The organism is Microbulbifer maximicatervae (SeqCode) (assembly GCF_052467325.1).
The window spans coordinates 4676785-4699426 of sequence record NZ_CP174310.1 but is presented as its reverse complement, the minus strand read 5'-3'; the positions used below and the strand labels follow the sequence as shown (position 1 = coordinate 4699426).

At 51.0% G+C, this 22642-nt stretch carries 19 protein-coding genes and 1 pseudogene; 11 read left to right on the top strand and 9 right to left on the bottom strand.

From position 1 onward, the window contains the following. The first annotated feature begins 38 nt into the window (after positions 1-38). Positions 39-2552, top strand: a complete 2514-nt coding sequence (locus ACJJIE_RS20990) for a TcfC E-set like domain-containing protein (RefSeq protein WP_444892852.1) — start codon at positions 39-41, stop codon at positions 2550-2552. Further along, positions 2539-3486 carry a hypothetical protein gene (locus tag ACJJIE_RS20985; protein WP_444892851.1) on the top strand — a complete coding sequence of 316 codons (948 nt, stop codon included), beginning with the start codon at positions 2539-2541 and terminating at the stop codon, positions 3484-3486. The genes ACJJIE_RS20990 and ACJJIE_RS20985 overlap by 14 nt, the downstream gene beginning before the upstream one ends. Before the next feature lie 61 nt (positions 3487-3547). On the opposite strand, the gene ACJJIE_RS20980 is transcribed toward ACJJIE_RS20985, so the two are convergent. After that, the gene (locus ACJJIE_RS20980) at positions 3548-4231 is read right to left on the bottom strand and encodes a fimbrial biogenesis chaperone (protein ID WP_444892850.1); all 684 of its coding nucleotides are present in this window, start codon (positions 4229-4231) and stop codon (positions 3548-3550) included. Positions 4232-4700: 469 nt separating this feature from the next. Here ACJJIE_RS20980 and ACJJIE_RS20975 point away from each other — a divergent pair, with 469 nt between their 5' ends. Then, on the top strand, positions 4701-5393 hold the full coding sequence (locus ACJJIE_RS20975; RefSeq protein WP_444892849.1) for a glycerophosphodiester phosphodiesterase family protein: 693 nt from the start codon (positions 4701-4703) through the stop codon (positions 5391-5393). Next, complete coding sequence (locus tag ACJJIE_RS20970) at positions 5377-6585, top strand: glycerol-3-phosphate dehydrogenase/oxidase (RefSeq protein ID WP_444892848.1); 1209 nt, start codon at positions 5377-5379, stop codon at positions 6583-6585. Before ACJJIE_RS20975 ends, ACJJIE_RS20970 begins: the two co-directional genes overlap by 17 nt. Before the next feature lie 330 nt (positions 6586-6915). Here the strand turns inward: ACJJIE_RS20970 and ACJJIE_RS20965 are convergent, their stop codons facing one another. Continuing rightward, complete coding sequence (locus ACJJIE_RS20965; RefSeq protein WP_444892847.1) at positions 6916-7104, bottom strand: hypothetical protein; 189 nt, start codon at positions 7102-7104, stop codon at positions 6916-6918. Positions 7105-7190: 86 nt separating this feature from the next. On the opposite strand from ACJJIE_RS20965, the pseudogene ACJJIE_RS20960 reads away from it, so the two are divergent. The 5 genes and pseudogenes from ACJJIE_RS20960 to ACJJIE_RS20940 form a co-directional block, all read left to right on the top strand. Next, positions 7191-7502 (top strand): annotated as a pseudogene (locus tag ACJJIE_RS20960) (LysR family transcriptional regulator); the annotation flags it as partial. Beyond that, entirely contained in the window at positions 7503-7805 is a 303-nt protein-coding gene (locus ACJJIE_RS20955; RefSeq protein ID WP_444892846.1) for a LysR substrate-binding domain-containing protein, read from the top strand. A gap of 292 nt (positions 7806-8097) precedes the next feature. Continuing rightward, positions 8098-9075, top strand: a complete 978-nt coding sequence (gene dusA / locus ACJJIE_RS20950) for a tRNA dihydrouridine(20/20a) synthase DusA (protein WP_444892845.1) — start codon at positions 8098-8100, stop codon at positions 9073-9075. Positions 9076-9119: 44 nt separating this feature from the next. After that, on the top strand, positions 9120-10115 hold the full coding sequence (tal, locus tag ACJJIE_RS20945) for a transaldolase (protein ID WP_282934159.1): 996 nt from the start codon (positions 9120-9122) through the stop codon (positions 10113-10115). Next, positions 10096-10554 carry a tellurite resistance TerB family protein gene (locus ACJJIE_RS20940; RefSeq protein WP_282934160.1) on the top strand — a complete coding sequence of 153 codons (459 nt, stop codon included), beginning with the start codon at positions 10096-10098 and terminating at the stop codon, positions 10552-10554. Before tal ends, ACJJIE_RS20940 begins: the two co-directional genes overlap by 20 nt. 43 nt (positions 10555-10597) lie before the next feature. Here the strand turns inward: ACJJIE_RS20940 and ACJJIE_RS20935 are convergent, their stop codons facing one another. From ACJJIE_RS20935 to hrpA, 7 genes are all read right to left on the bottom strand, one after another. Further along, on the bottom strand, positions 10598-11116 hold the full coding sequence (locus ACJJIE_RS20935; RefSeq protein ID WP_282934161.1) for an STAS domain-containing protein: 519 nt from the start codon (positions 11114-11116) through the stop codon (positions 10598-10600). A 220-nt stretch (positions 11117-11336) separates the two neighbouring features. Beyond that, a complete protein-coding gene (locus ACJJIE_RS20930; protein ID WP_282934162.1) occupies positions 11337-12515 on the bottom strand; it encodes a PP2C family protein-serine/threonine phosphatase in 1179 nt (392 codons plus the stop codon). A 37-nt stretch (positions 12516-12552) separates the two neighbouring features. Then, positions 12553-13455 carry an MlaA family lipoprotein gene (locus tag ACJJIE_RS20925; RefSeq protein WP_282934163.1) on the bottom strand — a complete coding sequence of 301 codons (903 nt, stop codon included), beginning with the start codon at positions 13453-13455 and terminating at the stop codon, positions 12553-12555. A 127-nt stretch (positions 13456-13582) separates the two neighbouring features. Next, a complete protein-coding gene (locus ACJJIE_RS20920; protein ID WP_282934164.1) occupies positions 13583-14353 on the bottom strand; it encodes an HvfC family RiPP maturation protein in 771 nt (256 codons plus the stop codon). After that, entirely contained in the window at positions 14334-15179 is an 846-nt protein-coding gene (locus ACJJIE_RS20915; RefSeq protein ID WP_282934581.1) for an HvfB family MNIO-type RiPP peptide maturase, read from the bottom strand. The genes ACJJIE_RS20920 and ACJJIE_RS20915 overlap by 20 nt, the downstream gene beginning before the upstream one ends. Positions 15180-15267: 88 nt before the next feature. Then, the gene (locus ACJJIE_RS20910) at positions 15268-15567 is read right to left on the bottom strand and encodes an HvfA family oxazolone/thioamide-modified RiPP metallophore (RefSeq protein WP_108731896.1); all 300 of its coding nucleotides are present in this window, start codon (positions 15565-15567) and stop codon (positions 15268-15270) included. A gap of 239 nt (positions 15568-15806) precedes the next feature. Beyond that, positions 15807-19721, bottom strand: coding sequence for an ATP-dependent RNA helicase HrpA (hrpA, locus tag ACJJIE_RS20905; protein ID WP_444892844.1), 3915 nt, complete (start codon positions 19719-19721; stop codon positions 15807-15809). Positions 19722-19887: 166 nt separating this feature from the next. On the opposite strand from hrpA, the gene ACJJIE_RS20900 reads away from it, so the two are divergent. Together ACJJIE_RS20900 and ACJJIE_RS20895 are read left to right on the top strand one after the other, a co-directional pair. Further along, a complete protein-coding gene (locus ACJJIE_RS20900; RefSeq protein ID WP_444892843.1) occupies positions 19888-21381 on the top strand; it encodes a peptide MFS transporter in 1494 nt (497 codons plus the stop codon). 12 nt (positions 21382-21393) lie between these two features. Then, the gene (locus tag ACJJIE_RS20895; protein WP_444894790.1) at positions 21394-22629 is read left to right on the top strand and encodes an amidase family protein; all 1236 of its coding nucleotides are present in this window, start codon (positions 21394-21396) and stop codon (positions 22627-22629) included. The last annotated feature ends 13 nt before the right edge of the window (positions 22630-22642 follow it).

Here is a 22642-nt window from a genome sequence, read left to right as displayed (position 1 = left end):
GAGTAAAGAGTGGCTGGCCCTGCCAGCCATAGCTCAATATGGCAGGACGTCATCTGGAGCGCCTTGCGCTGGCTTTGTGTCTGGTGCAAGCCTCCTGCCCCGATGCCCTTGCAGCGACCGCAGCGACTTTCCTGCTGGAAACCTCTGCTCCTGAAGGGTTTGATGATCTCACCGAACCCCAGCAACTCGTGGTGGATCTCTACTACGGCGGCCGGGAAATTGGTGCTGCGCAAGTCACAATTGACCCGCGCTTTGTTCGCTTTAACTCTCCGTCTGAGGTACTCGAACTATTGCCCGAGGTTCGCGATACCGAGCGAATTATCTCCATCCTCGAACGACCGCAAACAAGAAACAGTCACCATGTATGCCGCTCAAACCGGCAAATTGGCTGCGGCTACTTAATGCCCTCGGAGTTTGCCGTTATTTACGATGAGCAGCTCTACCGGCTGGATCTTTTTTTCTCAAAAGAACTGTTGCCACAACAAGCGGCAATCAATGATCCCTATTTGCCGGAAGCGAGTTCTGACTTCTCTGTCGTACAAAACCTGAGCGGTTCCTGGAGTGGGGTTGAAAGTGATTGGGGCCCGGACAGCTATAGCGCTGCATTAAATGGCAACACCATAGTGAGCTTTGGTGAGAGCGCACTGCATTCACAATGGTCTGTGGCCTCAGAGCAGGACAGCCGGATCCATAATCTGTATTGGAGTCGGGATTTTCGGGGGCAAGCCTATTCGGCCGGCCTTTTACAACCCCAGGGAGGCTTTGGCTATTTCCGGCCTCAGGAAGCGATCTATGGCGTAGAGCTACGCACTTCCCAGCGCACCCGAACCGATATCAGTTATCAACAGGGAGCGCCGGTTGAAATTAATATGCCCGTGCGCGGTAGAGTCGAGGTATATCGGGATGAACGACTTATCCACACCGAACTACTGGAGGCCGGCAACCGCCTGTTAAATACCTCTACCCTACCCCACGGCGCCTACGATATTGAGGTGCGCACCTACGATGAAGCGGGGCGGGTATTAAGCCGGCATATCGAATTCTTTGCCAAGGATTCGCTATTGCCAGCCCCAGGCGAGTGGTTTTGGAGCTTGCAGGCAGGTTTGCCCACCCGCAGTTTTTGGGGCGACACTCTGCCGGACCACTACGAAGAAGGAATTGTTACTGCCTCTGTCGCACGCCGTTTAACGACCGGATTGGGTCTTTTTGTTTCTGGCGCCGCAACCGAGGAGCAGCAATTGTTGGAAATCGGCGGTCGCTGGATTGGCGAAGGCGTTGAAGTCTCCCCAAGCTTGGTGACATCCGGTGATGGACGCAGCGGATACCGATTGCAGGCATTACTTAAAATGCCCTACGGGACTTTTAGTGCAGTAAAAACTGAGCTGGATGCCAATACAACGCCGTTCAATAACGATAAATATACATTGCTGCCGGGCAGCTATTCCCAAACAAGTCTGAGTCTGCGCACAGCAGTATTGGGCGGACAGCTATCCCTAAGATTCAGCGAGCGGGACCAAAACCAACTCCCCGACAGCATCAACAACGGCGATTCACTGAGCAGTGCCCAGAAGTTAAAAACCCTTGAGTTCCGCCACCCCATTTTTAAGAGCACCCATTGGCTCAGCAACGCCACTCTGTCCCACAGTGATGCAGACGGCGAGCAATACACCAGTGTGGAGTTCCAGTTTCGAATGCGCTCCAAACACTGGCAACACACCGCTAATCTCTATAGCGACAACAGTGAACAAAGCACTAGCAGCGAGCGATTTGCACTGCAAAGCCGCTGGTACGACCGGGATTTATGGGCGGCTGAATTTGAGCAGCAGCTTTCTGTGGAAGCATCCCCAGAAGCCAATTACCTGGAGGCCCGTACGCATTTAGCGGGACATCACGGATATTTGAATACTGCAATTGGGCTTTACGATGATGATGAAGGCCGTGCGATCAACTACCTCGGAGGATTCAGCACCAACCTGATTGCCACAAAAAATTCCCTCAATTGGGGCGGTGAGCGAAATCTCCAGAGTGCGGTTATCGTAAATATCGAAGGCAGTGAAGATAAAGATTTTGAAGTTTTGGTCAATGGCAGCCGCCGTGGATACGCCAAAGGCGGCACAACGTCAGTGATTAATTTACCGGCTTATCGCAGTTACGATCTTTCCCTACGGCCCCTCGAAGAGGGCTTTTTCGATTACCGGGAAACCTCCGAAACCATTACCCTGTATCCGGGCAATGTGGGCGCCAGCAGTTACCAGATACTGCCACAAATCCTGGTGCTGGGCCGAGTAACCAGCCTTGGCCAGGGGCTGGCAAATACAGAAATAATCATTGGCGAACACTCAGCGCAAACTGACCAATACGGCGTTTTCCAAATGGAATTCCACGGTGAACATAACACCATCCTAAATACAGAAGTTCGCTGGGGAAATTGTAAAGCCTCAATCGAAGCCGCTTCATCGGGCGATAGCTGGCTCAACCTGGGAACCATAGAAGAGTCAGAGGCCAACTGCCAGACTGGGCAAATAGCAGAGGTAAGCCGTGTCCATAACTAAGAAGCTGCACAAACTTGGCCTGACCTCTGCGCTGTTGATTCCGCTATTTAATATACCAGTACAAGCCCAGGTAAATTGCTCCAGCAATAACGATTTGCGAGTTTGTGGCTTGGAAGATTCACACACTATTGATTACGAATCAGAACCTAAAGAAATTCAGTTTACTACCCGAAGCCTGCTGGGAAGCTGGACCCTGCGCTACGATGTAGAAGTGAGTCCGCTCAGTGGATCCACTTTCGCACTATTTGCGGACAGTGGTGAACAGCTGGATATTGATATTTCATTTCGAGCCAATAACGGCACCACGGAAACACTCAGTCCAGGAACTCAGTCCGCTACTTTTGCCGGCACCAGCGACGATGCAGATACTTATTTAGTGATCGAGCTAGACAGCAGCCAAATACCCTCTTCCAGCCGCTACTCCGCCAGCTTTGAGATGACACTGAATAATTATTTTATTATTTGGACTGCCGGCACCGAAACAGTTCAGTTTGACATTGTGCTGGACGTAGAGCCAAACATCGCCATTCGCAATCTGGGTGATATTGACCTCAGCAACAGTGGCACCCTGTTTGGACAGGCCATTGAGGGCAGTGAGGACTTTTGTGTTGGCGGTATAGGATTTAGCGGTTACACAGTAAACCTGTCCAGCGCCAATGGCAGCACCGGGGGATCAGGCAGCAGTGCCTATGAATTGGGGGGAAACAGTGAACAAATCCCCTACAGCGTAGCCTTCTCAGACAATCTGGCTGCAACTTCAGGCATTTCCCCAGATAGCCAGGGAGATATCTCCGGCAGCTTTAGCCGAACTTCGGATGAAAACTGCCTTTCTGATAATGCGCGAATTTATATTTCCATTGCGCCCTCAGACTGGGAAAACGCGGGCGAACCTCTCTACACCGATGCACTCACAGTAACAGTGAGCAGCCAATGAGCTAAATACAAAATAATCCTTTAATCCGCCCAGCCTGCTATAGGCAAGCAACCAATTCTAATTAGCCACTAAGAGGAAAACGAACCCGCTCACTCTGCTGCCCTCGTAGTAAAACTTCCAGCTCACCGCCAACGGGTTTACCCGTTACTTCGATACTGGTGCCAGCGTATAACCGACCGGTGGCCTCAAGTTTTTCACACTTCTCTTCAGTCACACAATGACGTACTTCCACGACTTCTACATTAATATTGCCACTATTCGTGAGTCGGTAATTATCCCCTTCAGCCACTAAATCAATTTTATAAGCTCCGCCTTTTGGCTGCACAAATACCAATGCCTGATAAGCTACAAGGATTTTTAGTGCCGTTCTGTCACTCTTTATATCACCTACAACAGGTTTAAAAGTCACCCGGTAGACTTTTTCCTCTTCAAGATCTCTATCCAAGGCCATTAAGCGAAAGCGCTTTCTCTCTCCGGGGGCCAAGACAGCTCTTGCGGGGCTGACAAGGAGTTTAAATTCATCAGGATTGATCACCCTGACTCGACTCTCGTTACCCTGCCCCGGGTTATCTACACGAAAGATCTCAGTCTGGACATAAAGAGTTTCATCATCAGGGTTACTAACAAGAACATCGTCCCGTGCACTAGGGCCATCCTCAAGGTAGAGGACAATTTTATCCACAGTCATAGCAGCCATCACTGGCTGAGCGGCCAAGAGCAGAAGGGGAATCAGTATTTTCTTCATAAAGAATGAACGGTTTTAGAGCGTCTTATAATGAACGCAATATCAGCTTGTTTTGTTCACAAGTCAAACCAGAGATCAGGACGCCGTTTCATTAGAACACCTTCATCCTGCCAGAAGCTGAGGACGCAGTATCAAAACTCTCACACCCTCATAATGAAGAGTTCATCCATTGCTACAAAGTATTACCGGCAATACAAGAGAAACTAATGGCGGGAGAAACCACAAATTGTCTGAGTGGCGCCTTATCAACAAGGCAACCATTAATACCCCTTGATGCAGTAGACTTAGAGGCTTACTGATTGCTCCCCAGTCTTACATTTCCTCCCTGTGAACCTTGCAACAGCGGTGGCACCGTCTATTTTTCCTGTATGACCCAGCTCCAGGCAGGGTCCGGTTCATCTCTGGGGCAAAGGCCAAATTACGCCCAATTCCAGACGACAATAAAACCCGCATTTCGGACCAGATTCACATGTTAATTGCTCATCGCGGCGACAAGACCCGCCAACCAGAGAATACAATCGCCGCTTTTGAAGCGGCTCATAATCTGGGGGCCTGCGCTATCCAGTGCGATATTCGCTTCAGTGCTGATGGTACCCCCTGGTGCTTCCACGAGGATAGCCTGCATATTCCCGGCAATGACCAGTCACAGGTATTCCACTCCCTCAGGGATTCACAGCTGCATCATCAATCGATCAATCGCTTTATTGAGCTAGTGGATTGGGCCAGCTGCCACCGCCACTTGGATTGGTTTATCGGAATCTCTCCAGCAAATATTGCCGCCACTGGTTTTGCCTCGGCAGTAGAAAAGCTGATGGAACTTATGCGTAGTGAAAGCGAGTCCTTCGCACTCCTTACCGAGGACTGTCGCAGCCTGCGTGCAGCTCGCAATATGGGTTGGCACAGGGTGGCCCTTGAGTTGAAGAGCGTATCCCGTTGTCTGTCTGCAGATATCGTTACCCTGGCGCCAGAATATCTACTGATTTGCGATAACCAGGTTGAGTGTGAGGAGTTGCCCCCTGGACCATGGCAATGGGTAGTTTATGAAATTAACTCAACCGAAGAGGCTGTACTCTGGCGCAAGCGGGGCGCTCATCATATCCTCACTGGTAATCTACCGCTACTGATGCGCTCCAGGGAAGCGAGTGATGTCTACGGATTTTGACGTTCTGGTCGTCGGCGCTGGTATCCAGGGTGCCGGAGCGGCTGAAGCATTAGCTGAAAGTCATTATTCAGTTGTCATACTTGAGCAGCTGGGCATAGCAGCCGCCACTTCCTCTCGCTCGTCAAAACTTATTCACGGTGGTTTGCGGTACCTGGAAAGTGGTCAATTCCGCCTGGTCTATGAATGCCTGCGGGAAAGAAAGTGGCTACTGGATAATAAGCCTGAACTTGTTCGAATGGTTCCGTTTTATATCCCTGTCTACGAGCACAGCAAAAGGCCCGCCTGGATAGTGCGCCTGGGGTTGAGCCTGTACAGCGTGCTATCAGGGCTTAGTAACAGCGACTCCCGTTTTCGTAAACTCCCCCGCGCCCAATGGGACAGCCTACCGGGTTTAAACAGAAAGGGGCTAAAGGCCGTATTTCGTTACTTCGATGCACAAACCGATGATGCCGCTTTAACGCGCGACGTTGTAGCTTCAGCTGTCGCCCAGGGCGCCCAGATTATTTGTCCTGGTAGTTTAGTAGGCGCCGAAGTCACCCGAGACCATGTTCGGATCGATTATGTGGCAAACGGAAAACTTAACACTCTCCGCACCCGAGCATTGGTCAATTGCAGCGGCCCCTGGGTAGCCAACACCAACGCTCGCTGTACGCCTCCGGTAGCTATTCCCCCTATTGACTTAGTGGCCGGCACCCACATTTTGTTACCTCTATCACTGGGAGACAAAATCTATTACGTAGAAGCCGATGACGGACGTGCAATTTTTGTAATGCCCTGGCAGGACAAAACTCTGGTAGGAACCACAGAACGCCCCTATTTTGGGGATCCTCGAGACGTGACTCCTACACTCGAAGAGGAGAGTTATCTTTTACAGGCTATACAGAAGTATTTTACTCAAGCCCGCGAATTGAATGGGGAAGACATTTGTGAGAGCTACGCTGGACTGCGAGTACTCCCTGAGGTTGAGAAAAGCCCTTTTGCACGATCACGAGAGTCAATTATTTGCTGTAATAATGATAAGAATCCACGAATCCTGGCCGTAGCGGGTGGCAAATTAACCAGCTATCGTGCTACCGCACGCAAGATAGTAAAAAAACTGAGCCCTACACTCAGCAATGGCCACTCCTCACCCACAAAAGATACCCCAATTAAAACAGAAAATAATTCCTCTGAAAGAGAAAGGAATATTTAAAACTGTTTTGAATAACATCTTTATTTCTAACAACACTCACCCCACACCACCCCAAAGTAATTAATTATCCCTCTCTACATTTATTGTGAAAATATCTAATCAGGTAGAAAGATCACCGCATAATCAAGTAGCTAACGACAGGTACTATAATGGCTGCTGATGCAATCACATGAAGTAATTTATTACCAGGCAAAATCATCGTAATAACGTCAGGTACAAAATACACTAACTGAATCAGAGCAATAAAGGTAATTAATGTAGAAAAATTCTTATCAAGGTGAACCATAGATAGACTCCCCTCCCACCAATAAAGACAAGAGGGGTTTTAAATTACTTTTGGCCTGCAGCAGTAAGATAGCTGTTATATACCCATCGATAAGTAGTGTGTTGAGCTAATATGCCCCCAAGTTCCGTACCGTGATCACTTCGCCAATCACCCATCATCTCTGCCAACACGGATGACCAGGCAGCAACTTTAACGCCCACCTGCGCCATAGGATGCATAGCAGCTTGTGTCACTGTACTATTCCAAGTACCAGAAGCATCCACTACGGTATATACATCATACCCTTCGGCTACAGCAGAGATAGCGGGAAACAGGCAGCTCTACCCAAGCGGCAGACCGACTAGGTATACCAAAAGCCAACATAAGCAGGAAAGTAGCCCGCCTGGAAGATCAGCTATCAGTCAAACTCCTGGAACGGTCCACTCGCTCTCAAACCTTAACGGAAGCAGGTAGCAAGTATTTAAATCACTGTAAGCATATTGAAAAAGAGATGATACTGGCCGAAGCAGCAGAACCCGAAATCCTGCAGATTCATCGAGGCCCAATTAAAGTAGGTACTTCAATTACAATTGGGCAGCAAATCCTAAAACCCACACTAGCTAAATTTTTGCACTTTTACCCCGAAATATAAATGAACCTGAGCTTGGTTAATCACAAAGTCGATTTGATCGAAGAGGGCTTTGACGTGGTGATTCGGGTGGGGCAATTGGATGACTCCAGGCTAATCGCGAAACCTCTTGGACACGCATGCCGGAAAATCTATGCTAGCCCAACCTATCTTAAAAAGTATAGAAAACCTACGAACGCTAAAGATTTGAAGCGTCAACAATGGCTATTTATGAATGCCATGCGTAAGACTCCTAAAATAATTTTGCAGAATGGAAATAATTGGTATCTATGCACTGTACCCACAAAATCGAATCAAGGTTGCTAAAGTCAGCGCATTTGTCGAGTTTCTATCAGAGGTATTTAAACAGAAAGAACTTTGCACTACCTTGCCGCGAGGATACCCGGCATAAAGTGTTATTGCCCATCAGGGCAGCTATCAGCTTCTCCATGCAACCAATCAAGTATTTGGGCGCAGCAAATGTCCGGGTAGTTTAGATTGACGGCTTACAGGGAGTGAAATTACCTTCACTTGCATGCACTTCCAGATAGGGTATACGTTTTACATCCCATATAATGGCGGGCTACTCTGTTTTTATTAGTCTGTTACACCGTAGTTTATGTCCGATTTTAGCCCCCATCGCTTTTGTACCGCACCACTTCTCGATTGGAGCGACCGCCATTGCCGCTATATGTGGCGCCTATTGAGCAAGCATGCACGCCTGTATTCGGAAATGGTGACCACCGGGGCAATACTGCATGGTGACCAACAGCGACATTTGCAATTTGATGCAGCTGAACAACCTGTCGCCCTGCAGTTGGGGGGCAGTGACCCTCAAGAACTGGCTGAATGCGCCCGTATCGCCGAGGAATGGGGCTATAGCGAAATCAACCTTAACTGTGGCTGCCCCAGTGACCGAGTCCAGTCCGGGCGTTTTGGTGCCTGCCTTATGGCGGAACCGGATGTGGTAGCCGCAGGACTCACTGCCATGCGGGAAGCGGTATCTATTCCGGTTACCGTCAAGCACCGTATCGGCATCGACGATATGGAAGACTACCCAGGCCTGACCCGCTTCGTGGAGGCCCAGGCCAATGCCGGTGTGGATACCTTTATCGTCCATGCGCGCAAAGCGTGGCTAAAGGGGCTAAGCCCCAAGGAAAACCGCGAAATTCCTCCACTCAATTACGACATGGTTTACCAGTTGAAGAAGGATTACCCCCAGCTACAAATTGTTATTAATGGGGGGATCAATTCAATTGAGGAATGCCAGCAACATTTAAGCCACGTGGATGGTGTTATGCTGGGGCGCGCGGCTTACCAAACCCCGACAATCCTGGCCCAGGTGGACAGCCAATTATTTGGCGGTGAAACAGGCCCGGATGCCATCCAGGTGGTAGAGCAGATGCTGCCCTATATCGAGCAGGAAATGCAGCGCGGACAGCGCTTGAATCATATCACCCGGCATATGCTCGGGTTATTCCAAGGGCTTCCTGGTGCTCGGCGCTTCCGCCGCTATTTGAGCGAAAATGCCCACAAGCCGGGGGCGGGTCCCGAGGTGCTTGAACAGGCACTCGCCCAGGTCACCCAAGCCGCCTAAACCGCTTTCAATATGTAGACCAGTGAATAATTAAGGGAGGAACCATGAACAAGTTGGAGCAACTCAAACAGCGCAGCCAGGTTGTAGCAGATACCGGAGACATTGAAGCGATTCGCCGATATTGTCCTCAAGATGCAACAACCAATCCCTCCCTACTGTTTAAGGCCGCCCAGCTCCCTCAGTACGACAACCATATCGCCGAGGCACTTCAGTGGGCCGAAAGCCACCAGGGTGGCTCGAACGCGGAAAATATTGCACGCCTGGCCGCCATCAAACTGGCTGTCAGCATCGGCACGGAAATCTTGCAGTTGGTGCCCGGGGTGGTATCCACCGAGGTCGATGCTCGCCTCTCCTTTGATACCCGCGCTACTATTGACTACGCACGCCACCTGATCACCCTCTATGAACGCGCAGGTATTGCCAAAGAGCGGGTATTGATCAAGATCGCGTCGACCTGGGAAGGCATTGCTGCCGCATCAGTACTGGAGCGCGAGGGAATCCACTGCAACCTGACCTTGTTGTTCAGTCAATCCCAGGCGATTGCCTGTGCCGAAGCCGGGGTAACTCTGATCTCCCCCTTCGTCGGTCGAATCCTCGATTGGCATATCGCCAACAGCGGCCGCGAGTCATTCCCTGCGGAAGAGGACCCGGGCGTAATCTCGGTGCGCAATATCTATGAGTACTACAAGTCCCGGGATTACAAAACCATTGTGATGGGCGCCAGCTTCCGCAATACCGGAGAGATTGAGGCCCTGGCTGGTTGCGACCGACTGACTATCAGCCCCCAGCTGTTACAAGCCCTGGAGGACAGTGAGGCACCTCTCGCTGCTGGCCTGCCACCAGTACCCGCATCCAAATCCCGGCCGACACAGGATCTGGCTGAAGCCGAATTCCGCTTTCAATTGAATAGCGATGCCATGGCCACTGAAAAGCTTGCCGATGGCATCCGGAACTTTGTGAAGGATCAGGAACGTTTAGAGCTATTGTTACAGAACCGAGTAAAGGGACAGCAGGAAATTCATGCTGCAACAAATCCGTAAACTGTTTGAGCAGATAGGAAATAGTGTTGATGTTGAAGCACGTGATGAAAAAGACGTGCGGATGATCAGCGCTGCGCTGTTAGTCGAGGTCGCCACTGTCGATCAAAAGCTCGATGAGTGTGAGCGTGAAACGCTCACACAGCTCTTATGCCAGCACTACTCTCTCGACCAGACTAGTGCCACAGAAATAGTCAGTGAAGCTATTGGCCAACGGGACAGAGCCACATCCCTGTTCGAGTTCACCCAGGCGGTGAATGAACAGTTCAGCGAGAGAGATAAATACCTGCTGATTTTGCAGATGTGGCAGGTAGCTTTTTCAGATGATGTTATCGAGGCTTTCGAGGAGCACCTGATTCGCAGGGTGGCAGAGCTAATTTATCTGCCACACGGACTCTTCACCAAGGCACGCGCCGAAGCGAGGGATATGAAGCGTTGCTAAGAAAGGGAGATTTCCAGAACTGGGGATTAGAAGAGAATAAGCGCTAGTGATAATGCGCCGAAGATTTGGCAACCGGGGAACATTCTCGCTCCAGGGTATGTACCAAGTCGCGAAAAGTCTCGGCGTTTTGCTCGTTCATGCTCATCAATACCCGGTGAGCTTCCAGCACCTTTTCCCGCGCAGCACACTCGTCGGGGCTATTACATACCAAAGGCGTGGTGGGTACGCTCATATCGTGGACCGTATCGCTGATTTCAACCAACGAATCAAAGCCCATAGCGTCCAATAGATGGCGGATACCTTTACCCGCAGAGAATACCAGCGGCTTATCACAGCCCCGCTCCAAAGCGCGAATAGCAATCTTCGCCATCAGGCCGAGGGTCGTACTATCAACACCTTCTGCACCACCGAGATCAAATGCCACTCCGGCAAAGTCACCCCGTGCAAACATGTTGTCGATAAAGCTATCAAATGAGGTACAAAGGTTGAGACGAACATCGCCTACTAACTTGATGACGTAGATGCCCTGGTGGGCCCCAACCATAATTTGCCCGGACTGCATAACAACCCCTGGCTCACCCGAATACACCTTTTGATAGAAGTGCAGGCGGATGGCAAAAGTTCACTGGTAGAGAACACAATAGCATTTGACGTTTTTGGCGCCTAGTGCAATTTTGTGCATAAAGTGGGCGGAGCTTACTCCTGACTATGCAGACTGACAAGTGCGATAAAGCACAAAATTCGACTTCATAGTCGAAGACTATCGATAGAAGTTTTGGGCATTACTGGCGGCCTAAAGTGAGAATCGTAATATCGTCCGGAAGGGCACCAAAAGTATCCATTTTTAGAGACTGACAAAGCCTGTCGAGTTCTCCCCCACTCTCTGAAATAGCCTGCAAAAGCTGGGCCTCTTTATCGAGCAGATCGCCCTGTAATAATTCAAGTACACCGTCTGAACAAGCGACCAGGCGCCAAGCGGGCGGCAGCTCAGCACGCATCACTTGCCAATCACCCCGTTCAAAAATACCCAGGGGACGCCCTTTTCCCGGCAACCAGTCTGCACCCGCCTCACTAACCAGGGCCGGCATCGGTATTTGCCCGGCGACGGCATAGTGCAATTGCCGGGCACTACTATCCACAACCCCGACAAACATACTGGCGTGCTTGCCCAATTTTGTGGATAACAACTCCCCATTGACCAGGTTAAGGACATCCAATAAGTCATCACTGAGAGAGTCCAGCTGGGCAAATAAGGGGCGCTCCCGCAAGCGATGCATAATGCTGTGCTTAATCAGGGCAGTAACCAGCGCAGAAGAGACACCATGGCCCGACACATCGACCAGATAAAAGGCTACAAAGCGCTCACCAAATAAGCCGTAATCAACAAAATCACCGCTCAGGTACAGGGAGGGAACCAGCCGGTAGGATGCTTCCACACCGCTGGGGTAGTGATAGGGGGTACGGGGAAGTAAATGCTGTTGTAATAAACGGCCAGCTTCCTGGTCCCTGCGCAGCAGCTCCACATGATCCCGCAGTTCACTGTTGCGACGCTCCAAGGTCACTTTATATTCGCGGTTCTGCTTCGCCAGGTTTTCTTCACCGCTGATACGGCAGATCATACGATCAATAGCCGCTGCTTCTTCCAGGGGTTTAACCAGGTAGTCTTTAGCTCCAAGGCGCATCGCTTGGAGTACATCATCGGTAGCGCTATCTGAAGCAATAATTACCGCAGCCACTTCTGGAGCTATGCGCTTTATCCGCCGCAACACTTCCAGCCCACTCATATCCGGCAAATAGCGATCAATCAATACGATATGGAAAGCACCGGGGCTGAACTGGTCGATGCCATCTTCCCCGTTGTTGGCAACACTTACCTGGAAGCCAAAACGCGAAAGCGCCCCTCGCAAAAAATTGCGGGAGCGCTCATCGTCGGTAAGCACCAGGCTACTGGGGCCAGCCATATAAGGGCTCTAAGGCTTATTCGCCTTAGGTGACAGCTCAGTAATCGGAAGCTTCTTCCACCTCACCCTGATCAATTGCCTCTGCAGCCTCTTCTTCTGTTTGAACATCCATTTCACCATCGACAATCAAGTAGTCGCGACGCTGTAGATATGCATCTCGCAAGAGTACATAACGGTCACCGTGCAAGAGGGACTCCGCTTGCAGCAGGCTAGCACGGCTTTGAATAATATCTGTCCCCTTCAAAGCATATTTGGTTGCGTCATGATCTACATAAGTTAAGGGGTTAGTGTAGTAATCCACTACCTTAGCAGGGGTATCCCGAACAGTAGATGGCCCCAGCAGTGGCAAAACCAGATAGGGACCGGAGGGCACGCCCCAAACAGCCAAGGTCTGGCCGAAGTCCTCACCATCCCCCTGTTCCAGGCCCATATGTTGAGCAACATCCAGAACGCCAACAATGCCCACAGTGGAGTTCACCAGGAAACGACCGGCGTCATTACCCGCTTGTCCCCATTTACCCTGCAAGACGTCATTAAAGGTATTGGTAACTTCACGCAGATTGTCGAAAAAGTTGCTGACACCATGCTGCACGAAAATCGGGGTAATTTGGCGATAGCTAACAGCGGCGGGCTTCAACACATAGCGATCTGCGCCATCGTTGAAGGAGAATATGGCCCGATTAAAACCTTCCCAGGGGTCGCGAAGTGATAAATCTTCGCCCTCGGCACCACCAAATTCATCGGCAGGATCAAAGCCGTACTCATCCTCGAGAGACAGGCCCCCGTCATCGGCACTGGCATCCTCTGCTCCGCTGGTATCTACCGCAGCCGGGTTTTGAGCTGCACCACCAAACGGATCTTGTTGCGCTAGCGCCCCTACTGGCATAACAGCTATCAGAGTTGCCATTAACCAGGGCGATAAAGTTTTGCTTCCAAGCACAACCCTGCTCCTCTTTTATCAAACTAGTGAGACCAAGGATTCTAACGCCCTAGTAATTCGTAAGCTACCCTCGGCAGCATAGCAGCTGGGATTTGCCAAAGATAAAGGAGTTTCAGGCAATCACCGGCTAAGCCTTTAAACCAGCAATAACCCCTTTATTCAGTAGTTTTTCCAATAAATCAGCACCGAAAGCAAGTAGGGAGTCACGACTAATATTGGGTAATTCCTGGGCCATCTGGTCCAAAATTTGTAAGCCCGTGTAATCGCCCGCAGAGACCAGCTGCAATAATCTGGCGGTGACGGCATTGATCTCCATAAAATTCACTTTGTCGGAACGATCCCGGTACACAAAAAGGAACGTCGGTAACTCCGGCGGCTCTTGGGGCTGAAAATCCGGCCCCAACCGATGCACTGGGTAGCGGTAGCTGAGGCTCCAGACAAGAGGGGAAACTACAGGAACTTGCTGTAAAACATCCCCCTCTATCGCCAGCCCTTCCGGTAATTCCACATCACTGACATCTAAAGCCAACTCTACCCACTCGTAGTGGGCAAGCTCCAACAGGAACGGAGGATCTTGTGGTTGTTCTCCCCGTTCGTTCTGTAAATATGAGAGAAACTCTTCACTGATCTGCAAAAAATACGGGCTAACGGATGTGTGTTTGTGGACAAAATCACGCACCATTTGATGCCAGTTTTCGTCGCTATAAAGACTGCGCAATACCGGGAATCCACTGGCAACAAAGGATTCAATATTGTTGTAAATCAAATCTCGATAAATAGCGACACGCCGGTCCTCAATTTCTGCCGGCGGCGCAACTTGATCCGGTGCGCGCAAATGGGCAGCAAAGTCCCGCTGCACACTTTTGAATGTCTCGGGCTTATCGACGACTGAGGACATAATTCTCTTCCACCTGGTGACTGGCCTGAATGGTTTTAATATGTCCTACTTCTTCAAGTAATTTGGGAATTGGCGGAATATTAAAATCCCGCTCAAGTAGCGTCGGCATCACACCGTGAATATCGTAGGCGCGATCGAGTAGTTCCCACACAGGATCAATAACCGGTGCACCATGGGTGTCCACCTTTAAATCCTCTGCCTCATCATAGTGCCCGGCAATATGTACGTAGCGAATTCTTTCAGTAGGTAGTGCAGATAGAAAGTCCAGCGCATCGTAGCGATGGTTAATCGAGTTTACATAAATATTGTTCACATCCAGAAGCAAATCACAATCGGCCTCTTCCAACACCGCATTTAAAAAAGCCAGTTCAGTCATCTCCTGGCCCGGCGCCGCATAGTAGGAGACATTCTCCATTGCAATCCGTTCTTCCAGTGCGTCCTGGACCATACGGATTCGCTCGGCAACATACATCACCGCTTCTTGCGTAAAGGGAATGGGCAATAAATCGTACAGATGGCCGTGATCTGAGCAATAACTCAAGTGCTCACTGTAACCGCGAATATTGTGTTGCTTGATAAATTTTTTAATGGCTGCAACCAATTCCATATCCAATGGTTCTGGTGCACCAATCGAGAGAGATAAACCGTGAAGTAAAAAGGGAAAACGTTCTGTATATTCCCTAAACCAGCGCCCATAGCGACCGCCAACACCAATCCAATTCTCAGGCGCTACCTCCAGAAAATCTACGGCATCTGTATCAAGGTTCTCACCCATCATTGAGCGGCGCAATCCAAACCCAGCACCTTCTACGGAAAACTCGCGCAACACTTTCAGGTCTCACTTTTTTCAGCGATCAATAAAAAACAGGGTGGATCGCTAAAGCGTATCCACCCTCTTTGAGTACAGCGAAAAATTACCCGCCACACTTACCTTCGCCGCACTTACCTTCTTTTTTCTTGCCTTCGCCGCACTTACCTTCGCCGCACTTGCCTTCTTTTTTCTTACCTTCGCCGCACTTGCCTTCGCCGCACTTACCCTCTTTCTTTTTATCATCACCATCGTGATCAGCCAGCGCCACGTTGTAGCCTGAGCTCAGGTCTGCTGCGGCAAAGGGGTTAGCATTGCTGTTGGCAGCAGATACATTCATAGCGGCAGTGGCGATAAACGCTGCGCCAACTGCGGCGGCTACAGGGGAAAGGTGCTTCTTGTTCATAGTGAATCTCCTAACTAGGTGTCCTTAGCAATAAAAAGTACAAGAGACTTTTTTCCACTCCGCAGAAGTATAATGCTGCGAAACAAAAATCAGTCATTGAATAGAACCCGCCACAAAATAACCGGTATCAAGGGGTCATTCTGGGCTCCAGGCCTGCTTTCAGTACTTCTGTCGGGCTCTCCATCAAATTCTTACACTTGATCAAAATTTTTTTTGTGATCTCTTTTCCATAGAGAAAATCAACCAAGCAAACCTTTCCCATCAATTTCTGCCCATGACTTGCTTAAGCGCTTGGATGACACCGGCATCAGGGTTTTTAGAGTCTGCGCGAATAAGGAAACACGAAATTCCTCCAACATCCAGCGAAACTCACGCAATTCTGCCTCTGCAGAGAGTTCTCTGGGTGAATATTTCTCCACTTGCGCCAAGTAAGGCTCCGCCGCCTTCTGGTATTCAACTTGCAGTTTTCGGTCACGGTTAGGGTCGAGAGCAGCCTTTTCCAAGCGCATTGCGATCGCCTTCAGATAGCGGCCGTACTGGCGCAGCCATGACAGCGGAGTATCAAACAGGCATCCTCGGTAGAAGAGCCCAGCCAGTTGCTGCTGGATATCCCCCACCGCCATTGCGACTGCCAGGTTTTTCTGCTGCTTGATTTGTTTGCGCAGTGGCACCAGCTGGGCCAGGGCCTTGACCAACAGATCACCAATCTCCTGGGCCACCCCCACCAAGTCACCGTCATTTTTCAAAGCGGCCAGGAATTCAGCTTCGGTGCGAGGCAACTCCTCTTTGGGCCAGAAAACTTCGCGGACAGCTGCCATCAATATGTCGTCAGCTACCTCCTCACGACGCCCCAAATCTGCTGCAGAAAGCCCCAGCTCCTTGCCTCGCAACAGCTCTTTGCGCAGATACTTCACCTTCTCCGGCAAGTGCAGCAGAGCCAAACGGCAAATACCGGCACGAGTAAGCCTGCGAGCCTCGCTGGGGTTATCCAGTAGCTTCAGGGAGACACTGTCTTTTCCTTCAACCAGTGCGGGGTAAGCCCGCACCTTGAGCCCACCCTGGTTGAGGGTATGGGTCTCTGGAAGATCACCGAAGTCCCAGCGGGAAATACCCTCCCGCTCAAAACTGTCGCCAGCTGTTGCCAGCCCCTGCTGTACCCGATCCCGGTAGCGCACCTGCAATAGGGCCAAATCCCGATCTTGATCCAGCAATTTACCGCCTTCATCCATTACCTGGATATTGAAACGGTAATAATCTTCCAGGGCCTGTTCCGCAGACTCCCACACCTCATCTGGCAGCTGCTGTGCTGTCTGGCGCTTCAGCTCCAGAGCCAACGACTGCCACAACGGGGTATTGTCTGCACGCAGTCGGGGCAAAGCCTTATCTATCGCAGCCGGCACTGGCACAAAATACTTGCGCCACTGCTTGGGCAGGGCTTTTACCAGAGCGATGCACTTGTCCCGCAAGATGCCCGGCACCAACCAGGAGAGGCGAGCTGCCGGCACCTGGTGCAGTGCTGCAACCGGCACCTGTATACTGACGCCATCATCCACACTGCCAGGCTCAAAGTGATAGCTGAGCGGATAGACAATACCGCCCGCCTGCAACTCATTAGGGAATTGGGCCTCTCCCACATGATCGGCACTCTGCTGCATCAATAAGTCGCGGGGAATAAACAGCAGCTGTGTATCGCTGGATTCCGCTTTCTTGCGCCAGTGCTCAAATCCAGCCAGGTTGACGATATCCGCTGGGATACGCTCATCGAAGAAGCGGTACACCACTTCATCATCCACCAAAATATCCCGACGACGGGATTTGGCTTCCAGCTCTTCCAGGGACTTCAACAGGTCGAGATAGTGCTTATAAAATCGCCCCTTACCGCGATAGCGTTGCTCCACCAGCGCCTGGCGAATAAACACTTCCCGAGAAGTTTGCGGGTCCAGTTTGCCGTAGGGAATTCGGCGTTTTTCCACTAGCACCAAACCGTAAAGGGAGACCTTCTCAAAGGCCATCACCTGCCCGGAGCGAGCGTCAAAATGGGGTTCAAAATAATTGCGCTTAACCAGATGCTGCGCAGCGGCCAATATCCACTCGGGTTCGACCTTGGCTACGGTATGGGCGAACAGGCGGCTGGTCTCCAGTAACTGGGCAGACACCACCCAACGGGGAGGTTTTTTAAATTGACCAGAGCCTGGGAAAATATGGAAACGACGATTTCGGCAGCCGTTAAACTCCTTGTTTTCATCCCGCGCACCAATATTGCCCAGCAATCCCATCACGATGGCCCGGTGTATCGCTTCGTATTCCGCCGGTTCTTTGTTTTCTTTAACTTCGAGATCGCGACAAGCCACACGCAACTGATGGTGGATATCTCTCCACTCGCGCATACGCAGCCAGGACAGGAAATTTTTCTGGCACCACTTGCGCAACTGATTTTGACTCAACTCCTGACGCTGGACTTCAAAGGCATCCCACAGCTGGACAAAGGACAAAAAATCCGATTGTTCATGCTGCCACTGACGATGCTTTTCATCGGCAGCCTGACGTTTTTCTGCCGGGCGCTCGCGTGGGTCCTGCACGGCCAGGGCGGCAACAATAATCAAGAGCTCCCGCGCACTGCCATTTTCTGCCCCGGCCAATAACATGCGGCTCAGGCGCGGGTCCAAAGGCAATCTTGACAGGGATCGTCCCAATTTAGTGACCCGGCCCTGCTCATCTACCGCCTGTAATTCCTGCAGCAATTTATAGCCGTCATTAATCAGTCGTGGGTCCGGCGGATCGACAAATGGAAACTCGCGGATATCACCGATACGCAACTGCAACATTTGCAGAATGACTGCGGCCAGATTCGTGCGCAGAATTTCCGCATCGGTAAATTCCGGGCGCTGCTCAAAATCCCGCTCTTCATACAAGCGCACACAAACACCGGCGCTGACACGGCCACAGCGACCGGCACGCTGGTTGGCGCTGGCCTGGGAAACCGGCTCTATAGGCAGCCGCTGAATTTTACTGCGGTAGCTGTAGCGGCTCACTCGTGCAGTACCCGGGTCGATCACATAGCGGATACCGGGCACAGTAATAGAGGTCTCTGCCACATTGGTAGCGAGTACAATGCGACGGCCTTTATGGCCGAGGAAAACTTTGGCTTGCTCCGCAAGGCTCAAGCGGGCATACAAGGGCAGCACTTCCAATTGCGCTATCTGTGCATCGCGCAAAGCCTTGGCGCACTCGCGAATTTCCCGCTCGCCGCTCATAAATACCAGGATATCCCCACCGCGCCGGCTGCTGGACTTTTCCTCGTGCAGCAACTCCTCCACAGCAGTGACCACCTGCTCGTTGAGATCTGCATCCGTATCCGCTGCGGGGCGATAGTGAACTTCTACCGGGTAGGTACGACCGGAAACCTCGATAATCGGCGCATCGCCAAAGTGCCGGGAGAATTTTTCCAGGTCGATGGTAGCCGAGGTAATTATCAGTTTCAGGTCAGGGCGCTTGGGCAGTATGGTTTTCAAATAACCCAATAGAAAATCAATATTAAGGCTGCGCTCATGGGCTTCATCGATAATCAGCGTATCGTATTTATTTAACAGGGGATCGCGCTGAATTTCAGCCAGCAGGATACCGTCCGTCATCAGTTTGACGTGGGTATGCTCGTTGCTGTGATCGGTAAAACGTACCTGGTAACCGACGGACTCTCCCAGGGGCTGCCCCAGCTCCTCAGCAATTCGATTGGCTACAGTGCGCGCGGCAATCCTGCGCGGCTGAGTATGGCCAATTTGGCCGTAAATTCCCCGACCCAGTGACAGGCAAATTTTTGGCAACTGAGTGGTTTTACCAGAACCGGTTTCACCGGCAATCACTACAACCTGATTTTTCTCGATCTGCTCGGCGATTTCCTCTCGCCGCGCTACCACTGGCAACGCCTCCGGCCACTGCACTTCCGGCAACTTGCGCTGGCGCTCCTCCACCAGGGTCTCAGACGCTTGGAGCTGTTGCTCCAATTGGGCCAACATGCGATCTACCGGCTTGCCCTCTTTCTGGCGCCGGCGCACATTTTTGACGGTCCTGCGCAACCCATAGCGGTCACGCCCCATGGTCGCGGAGATTCGGGCCTGCAGCGCCCCAAGTACTTTTTCTGCTTCGGTGTGACTCATAATTCGTACAGCAATGGCAAACGCGGGATTATACCCCCTGAGCACCGCAGGGCTATCAAACCTTATTGTGGCGCTCATCTATACTGGTGCGAATAGCACTTCTTCTGAGGGGCACGGCCTTTACTGCTGGTGCAATTCCTCAGGGTCATACCTTGCGAGCAGTACTATGCAAGAGATCAAGCCCAAGCCCCCCGCCAGCGCAGGCCAGCTGTTTGGCCACCCCAAGGGACTCTTCCTGTTGTTTGGTACTGAGATGTGGGAACGTCTCAGCTACTATGGCATGCGTGGTATTTTTGTCTTCTACCTGACCTCTACAGCGACTGCCGCAGTCTTCGGCTGGGAACAACTGACCGATACCGAGTTGCAATCCAAAGCCCTCAGCTACCTGGGCTGGTATGCAATGCTGGTGTACCTGACCCCCATTATTGGCGGTTGGATGGCAGATAATCGCTGGGGCCAGCGCCGCTGTATTATGTTCGGCGGCACCTTGATGATGCTGGGGCAGTTCGCCCTGGGATTCCCCCACGGTTGGCTGCCAAATGGCAGTCAAATTTATATGCTGTGGATCGGGTTGGCCTTGCTGATTATCGGCAACGGTTTCTTCAAACCAAATATCTCTACCATGGTCGGGGACCTTTACGAGGAAGGTGACCACCGCCGGGATACCGCTTTTACCATTTTTTATATGGGCATCAACCTGGGCTCTATCCTCGGTTACCTGGTGGTGGGCTGGATTGGAGAAAAGGTGGATTACCAGCTGGCCTTTGTCGTCGCTGGCCTTGGCATGTTAGCCGGCCTAATCCTGCAGATGACCCAAGCCAAGCGCTACCTGGGAGAAATCGGAGTAGAACCTTCTGCGCACCTGGAACTGAAAGACAAGAAAGATGAGGACGTCGATAAGCGCCGCCCACTGACTCAAGAGGAGCGCGACCGCATCAAAGTTATTTTGGTGCTGGGTGTGTTTATCGTGATTTTTTGGGCCGGCTTTGAGCAGGCTGCCGGCTCAATGAACTTATTCGCCAAATATCGAACCGACCTGAATGTACTGGGATGGGAGATTCCAGCCAGTTGGCTGCAGATGGTAAACCCTCTGTTTATTATTATCCTCGCGCCGATTATAGCCAGTATCTGGGTAGGCATGGGAGACCGGGAACCCAGCTCACCGGCCAAATTCAGTTTGGGACTGGTTTTTCTCGGCGTGGGTTTCTTATCCATGTGCGGTGCCGCCCTGCAAATTGGCGATTCAGAGACCATTAAGGCGAGTATTTGGTGGTTGGTATTTGCCTATATTTTCCACACCATTGGCGAACTTTGCCTATCGCCAATTGGGCTCTCTGTCGTAACTAAATTATCTCCGCTGCGCTATTTATCCCTGATGATGGGGCTTTGGTTTGCCTTTATTGGTATTGCCAACAAAGGAGCCGCAGAGATCGGTAAACTCGTTGGTGTATCCGGTCCACTCGCAACCTTTGGCGGAGTATCCCTGGCCGCAATTATTGCCGGAATTATCCTGTATTTTATTCGCGAGAAACTGGTGGACTGGATGCACGGTGCAGAAGAGGTTCACGTAAAGGTGGGCGAAACCACCAAGGAGGAACTGAGCATCACCGCCGATCACGACGGTGTACCACCGAAGCATTTTAGCGGCAATGACAAATAAGGGAGCCAACCCATAAAAGGCGTATTTTGCGAGCACGGACCTCGCTCTTTAACGTTATCAGATTCCGGGCCGCTAACAGGCGTGCGTTTAGCGGTCAAAGATCTCTTTCAATTGAAAGGGGAGAAAAATACGGCAGGCAGCCCCGAGTGGTTCAATACTCACCCTCCTGCCAGTAAAACCGCACTTAGCTTGCAGCAATTACTGGAGGCCGGCTCAACCTTTACTGGGTTTACCCACCTTGATGAACTCGCCTACAGCATGCAGGGGAGTAATTTACACTACGGTTCTGCTGACAACCCTAAACTGCCCGGCTATTTTTGTGGGGGTTCCTCTATGGGATCGGCCGCCGCCGTGGCCTCAGGAACAGCCGATATTGGCTTAGGCACCGACACCGGCGGATCGGTGAGGGTACCTGCAAGCTATTGTGGTTTATTCGGCATTCGAACCAGTCACTCACTTATTCCTACCGACGGTGTTATCGGTTTAGCACCCTGCTTTGATACTGTCGGTTGGTTTAGTCAAACTCCTTCATTACTTGTAGACGTCGGCAAAATTCTAATCCCGTCACAGCACTTATCCGCAAATAAAGTAACCCGCCTGGTTACTTGCCCCGAGATAAGTCAACTGGCAGATACGCCTATTCAATCAGCAATCCAGGAATTTATTCCCACATTAAATAATCAATTTCCTATCTGCGAGATTAAACACCTGTCTGACATTGAATTACTGGGCGAACTGGCGGATGTATTCAGAATTTTGCAGGGCCGCGCCATCGCCAATACTCACGGAGACTGGTTGCGAAAATACCGGCCGGTATTTTCAGAGGACATCGCCACAAGAATTACTATGGCCCTATCAATTACCGACGATGAGATATCCTGGGCCAACGAAAAACGACAACAGTGGTTCAAGTTGATGGAAACATTACTACCGGACAACAGTAGCGTTTTACTAGTACCAACCACCCCCACAACCGCAATTAAGAAAGGGACCGATAGTGAATCCAGCAAAGTACAAAAAAATCGCCAGCGACTATTGGGTTTAACCGCTATTGCAGGGCTTTGGGGCGCCCCCCAGTGTCATCTGCCGTTATTTTCTATCGTAGAAAATGGGATTGATACTGGGGGAAAAGAGATAGAGAAACCCTCTGGTTTCTCATTGATAATGACTCCACAAAGCGATTTTTCGCTTCTCTCTCTAGTTGAGCAACTAACGAAATCCCACGGAGGAATAGCAGGTAGCACCTAAGGTGCTACCTGAA

Bases quoted from the DNA above. Each gene is read 5' to 3' on its own strand.
- ACJJIE_RS20940 (WP_282934160.1), top strand. From the start codon at position 10,096: ATGCTGCAACAAATCCGTAAACTGTTTGAGCAGATAGGAAATAGTGTT.
- ACJJIE_RS20900 (WP_444892843.1), top strand. From the start codon at position 19,888: ATGCAAGAGATCAAGCCCAAGCCCCCCGCCAGCGCAGGCCAGCTGTTT.
- dusA (WP_444892845.1), top strand. From the start codon at position 8,098: ATGTCCGATTTTAGCCCCCATCGCTTTTGTACCGCACCACTTCTCGAT.
- ACJJIE_RS20980 (WP_444892850.1), bottom strand. From the start codon at position 4,231: ATGAAGAAAATACTGATTCCCCTTCTGCTCTTGGCCGCTCAGCCAGTG.
- tal (WP_282934159.1), top strand. From the start codon at position 9,120: ATGAACAAGTTGGAGCAACTCAAACAGCGCAGCCAGGTTGTAGCAGAT.
- ACJJIE_RS20910 (WP_108731896.1), bottom strand. From the start codon at position 15,567: ATGAACAAGAAGCACCTTTCCCCTGTAGCCGCCGCAGTTGGCGCAGCG.
- ACJJIE_RS20930 (WP_282934162.1), bottom strand. From the start codon at position 12,515: ATGGCTGGCCCCAGTAGCCTGGTGCTTACCGACGATGAGCGCTCCCGC.
- hrpA (WP_444892844.1), bottom strand. From the start codon at position 19,721: ATGAGTCACACCGAAGCAGAAAAAGTACTTGGGGCGCTGCAGGCCCGA.
- ACJJIE_RS20970 (WP_444892848.1), top strand. From the start codon at position 5,377: ATGTCTACGGATTTTGACGTTCTGGTCGTCGGCGCTGGTATCCAGGGT.
- ACJJIE_RS20975 (WP_444892849.1), top strand. From the start codon at position 4,701: ATGTTAATTGCTCATCGCGGCGACAAGACCCGCCAACCAGAGAATACA.
- ACJJIE_RS20920 (WP_282934164.1), bottom strand. From the start codon at position 14,353: ATGTCCTCAGTCGTCGATAAGCCCGAGACATTCAAAAGTGTGCAGCGG.
- ACJJIE_RS20990 (WP_444892852.1), top strand. From the start codon at position 39: ATGGCAGGACGTCATCTGGAGCGCCTTGCGCTGGCTTTGTGTCTGGTG.
- ACJJIE_RS20935 (WP_282934161.1), bottom strand. From the start codon at position 11,116: ATGCAGTCCGGGCAAATTATGGTTGGGGCCCACCAGGGCATCTACGTC.
- ACJJIE_RS20955 (WP_444892846.1), top strand. From the start codon at position 7,503: ATGAACCTGAGCTTGGTTAATCACAAAGTCGATTTGATCGAAGAGGGC.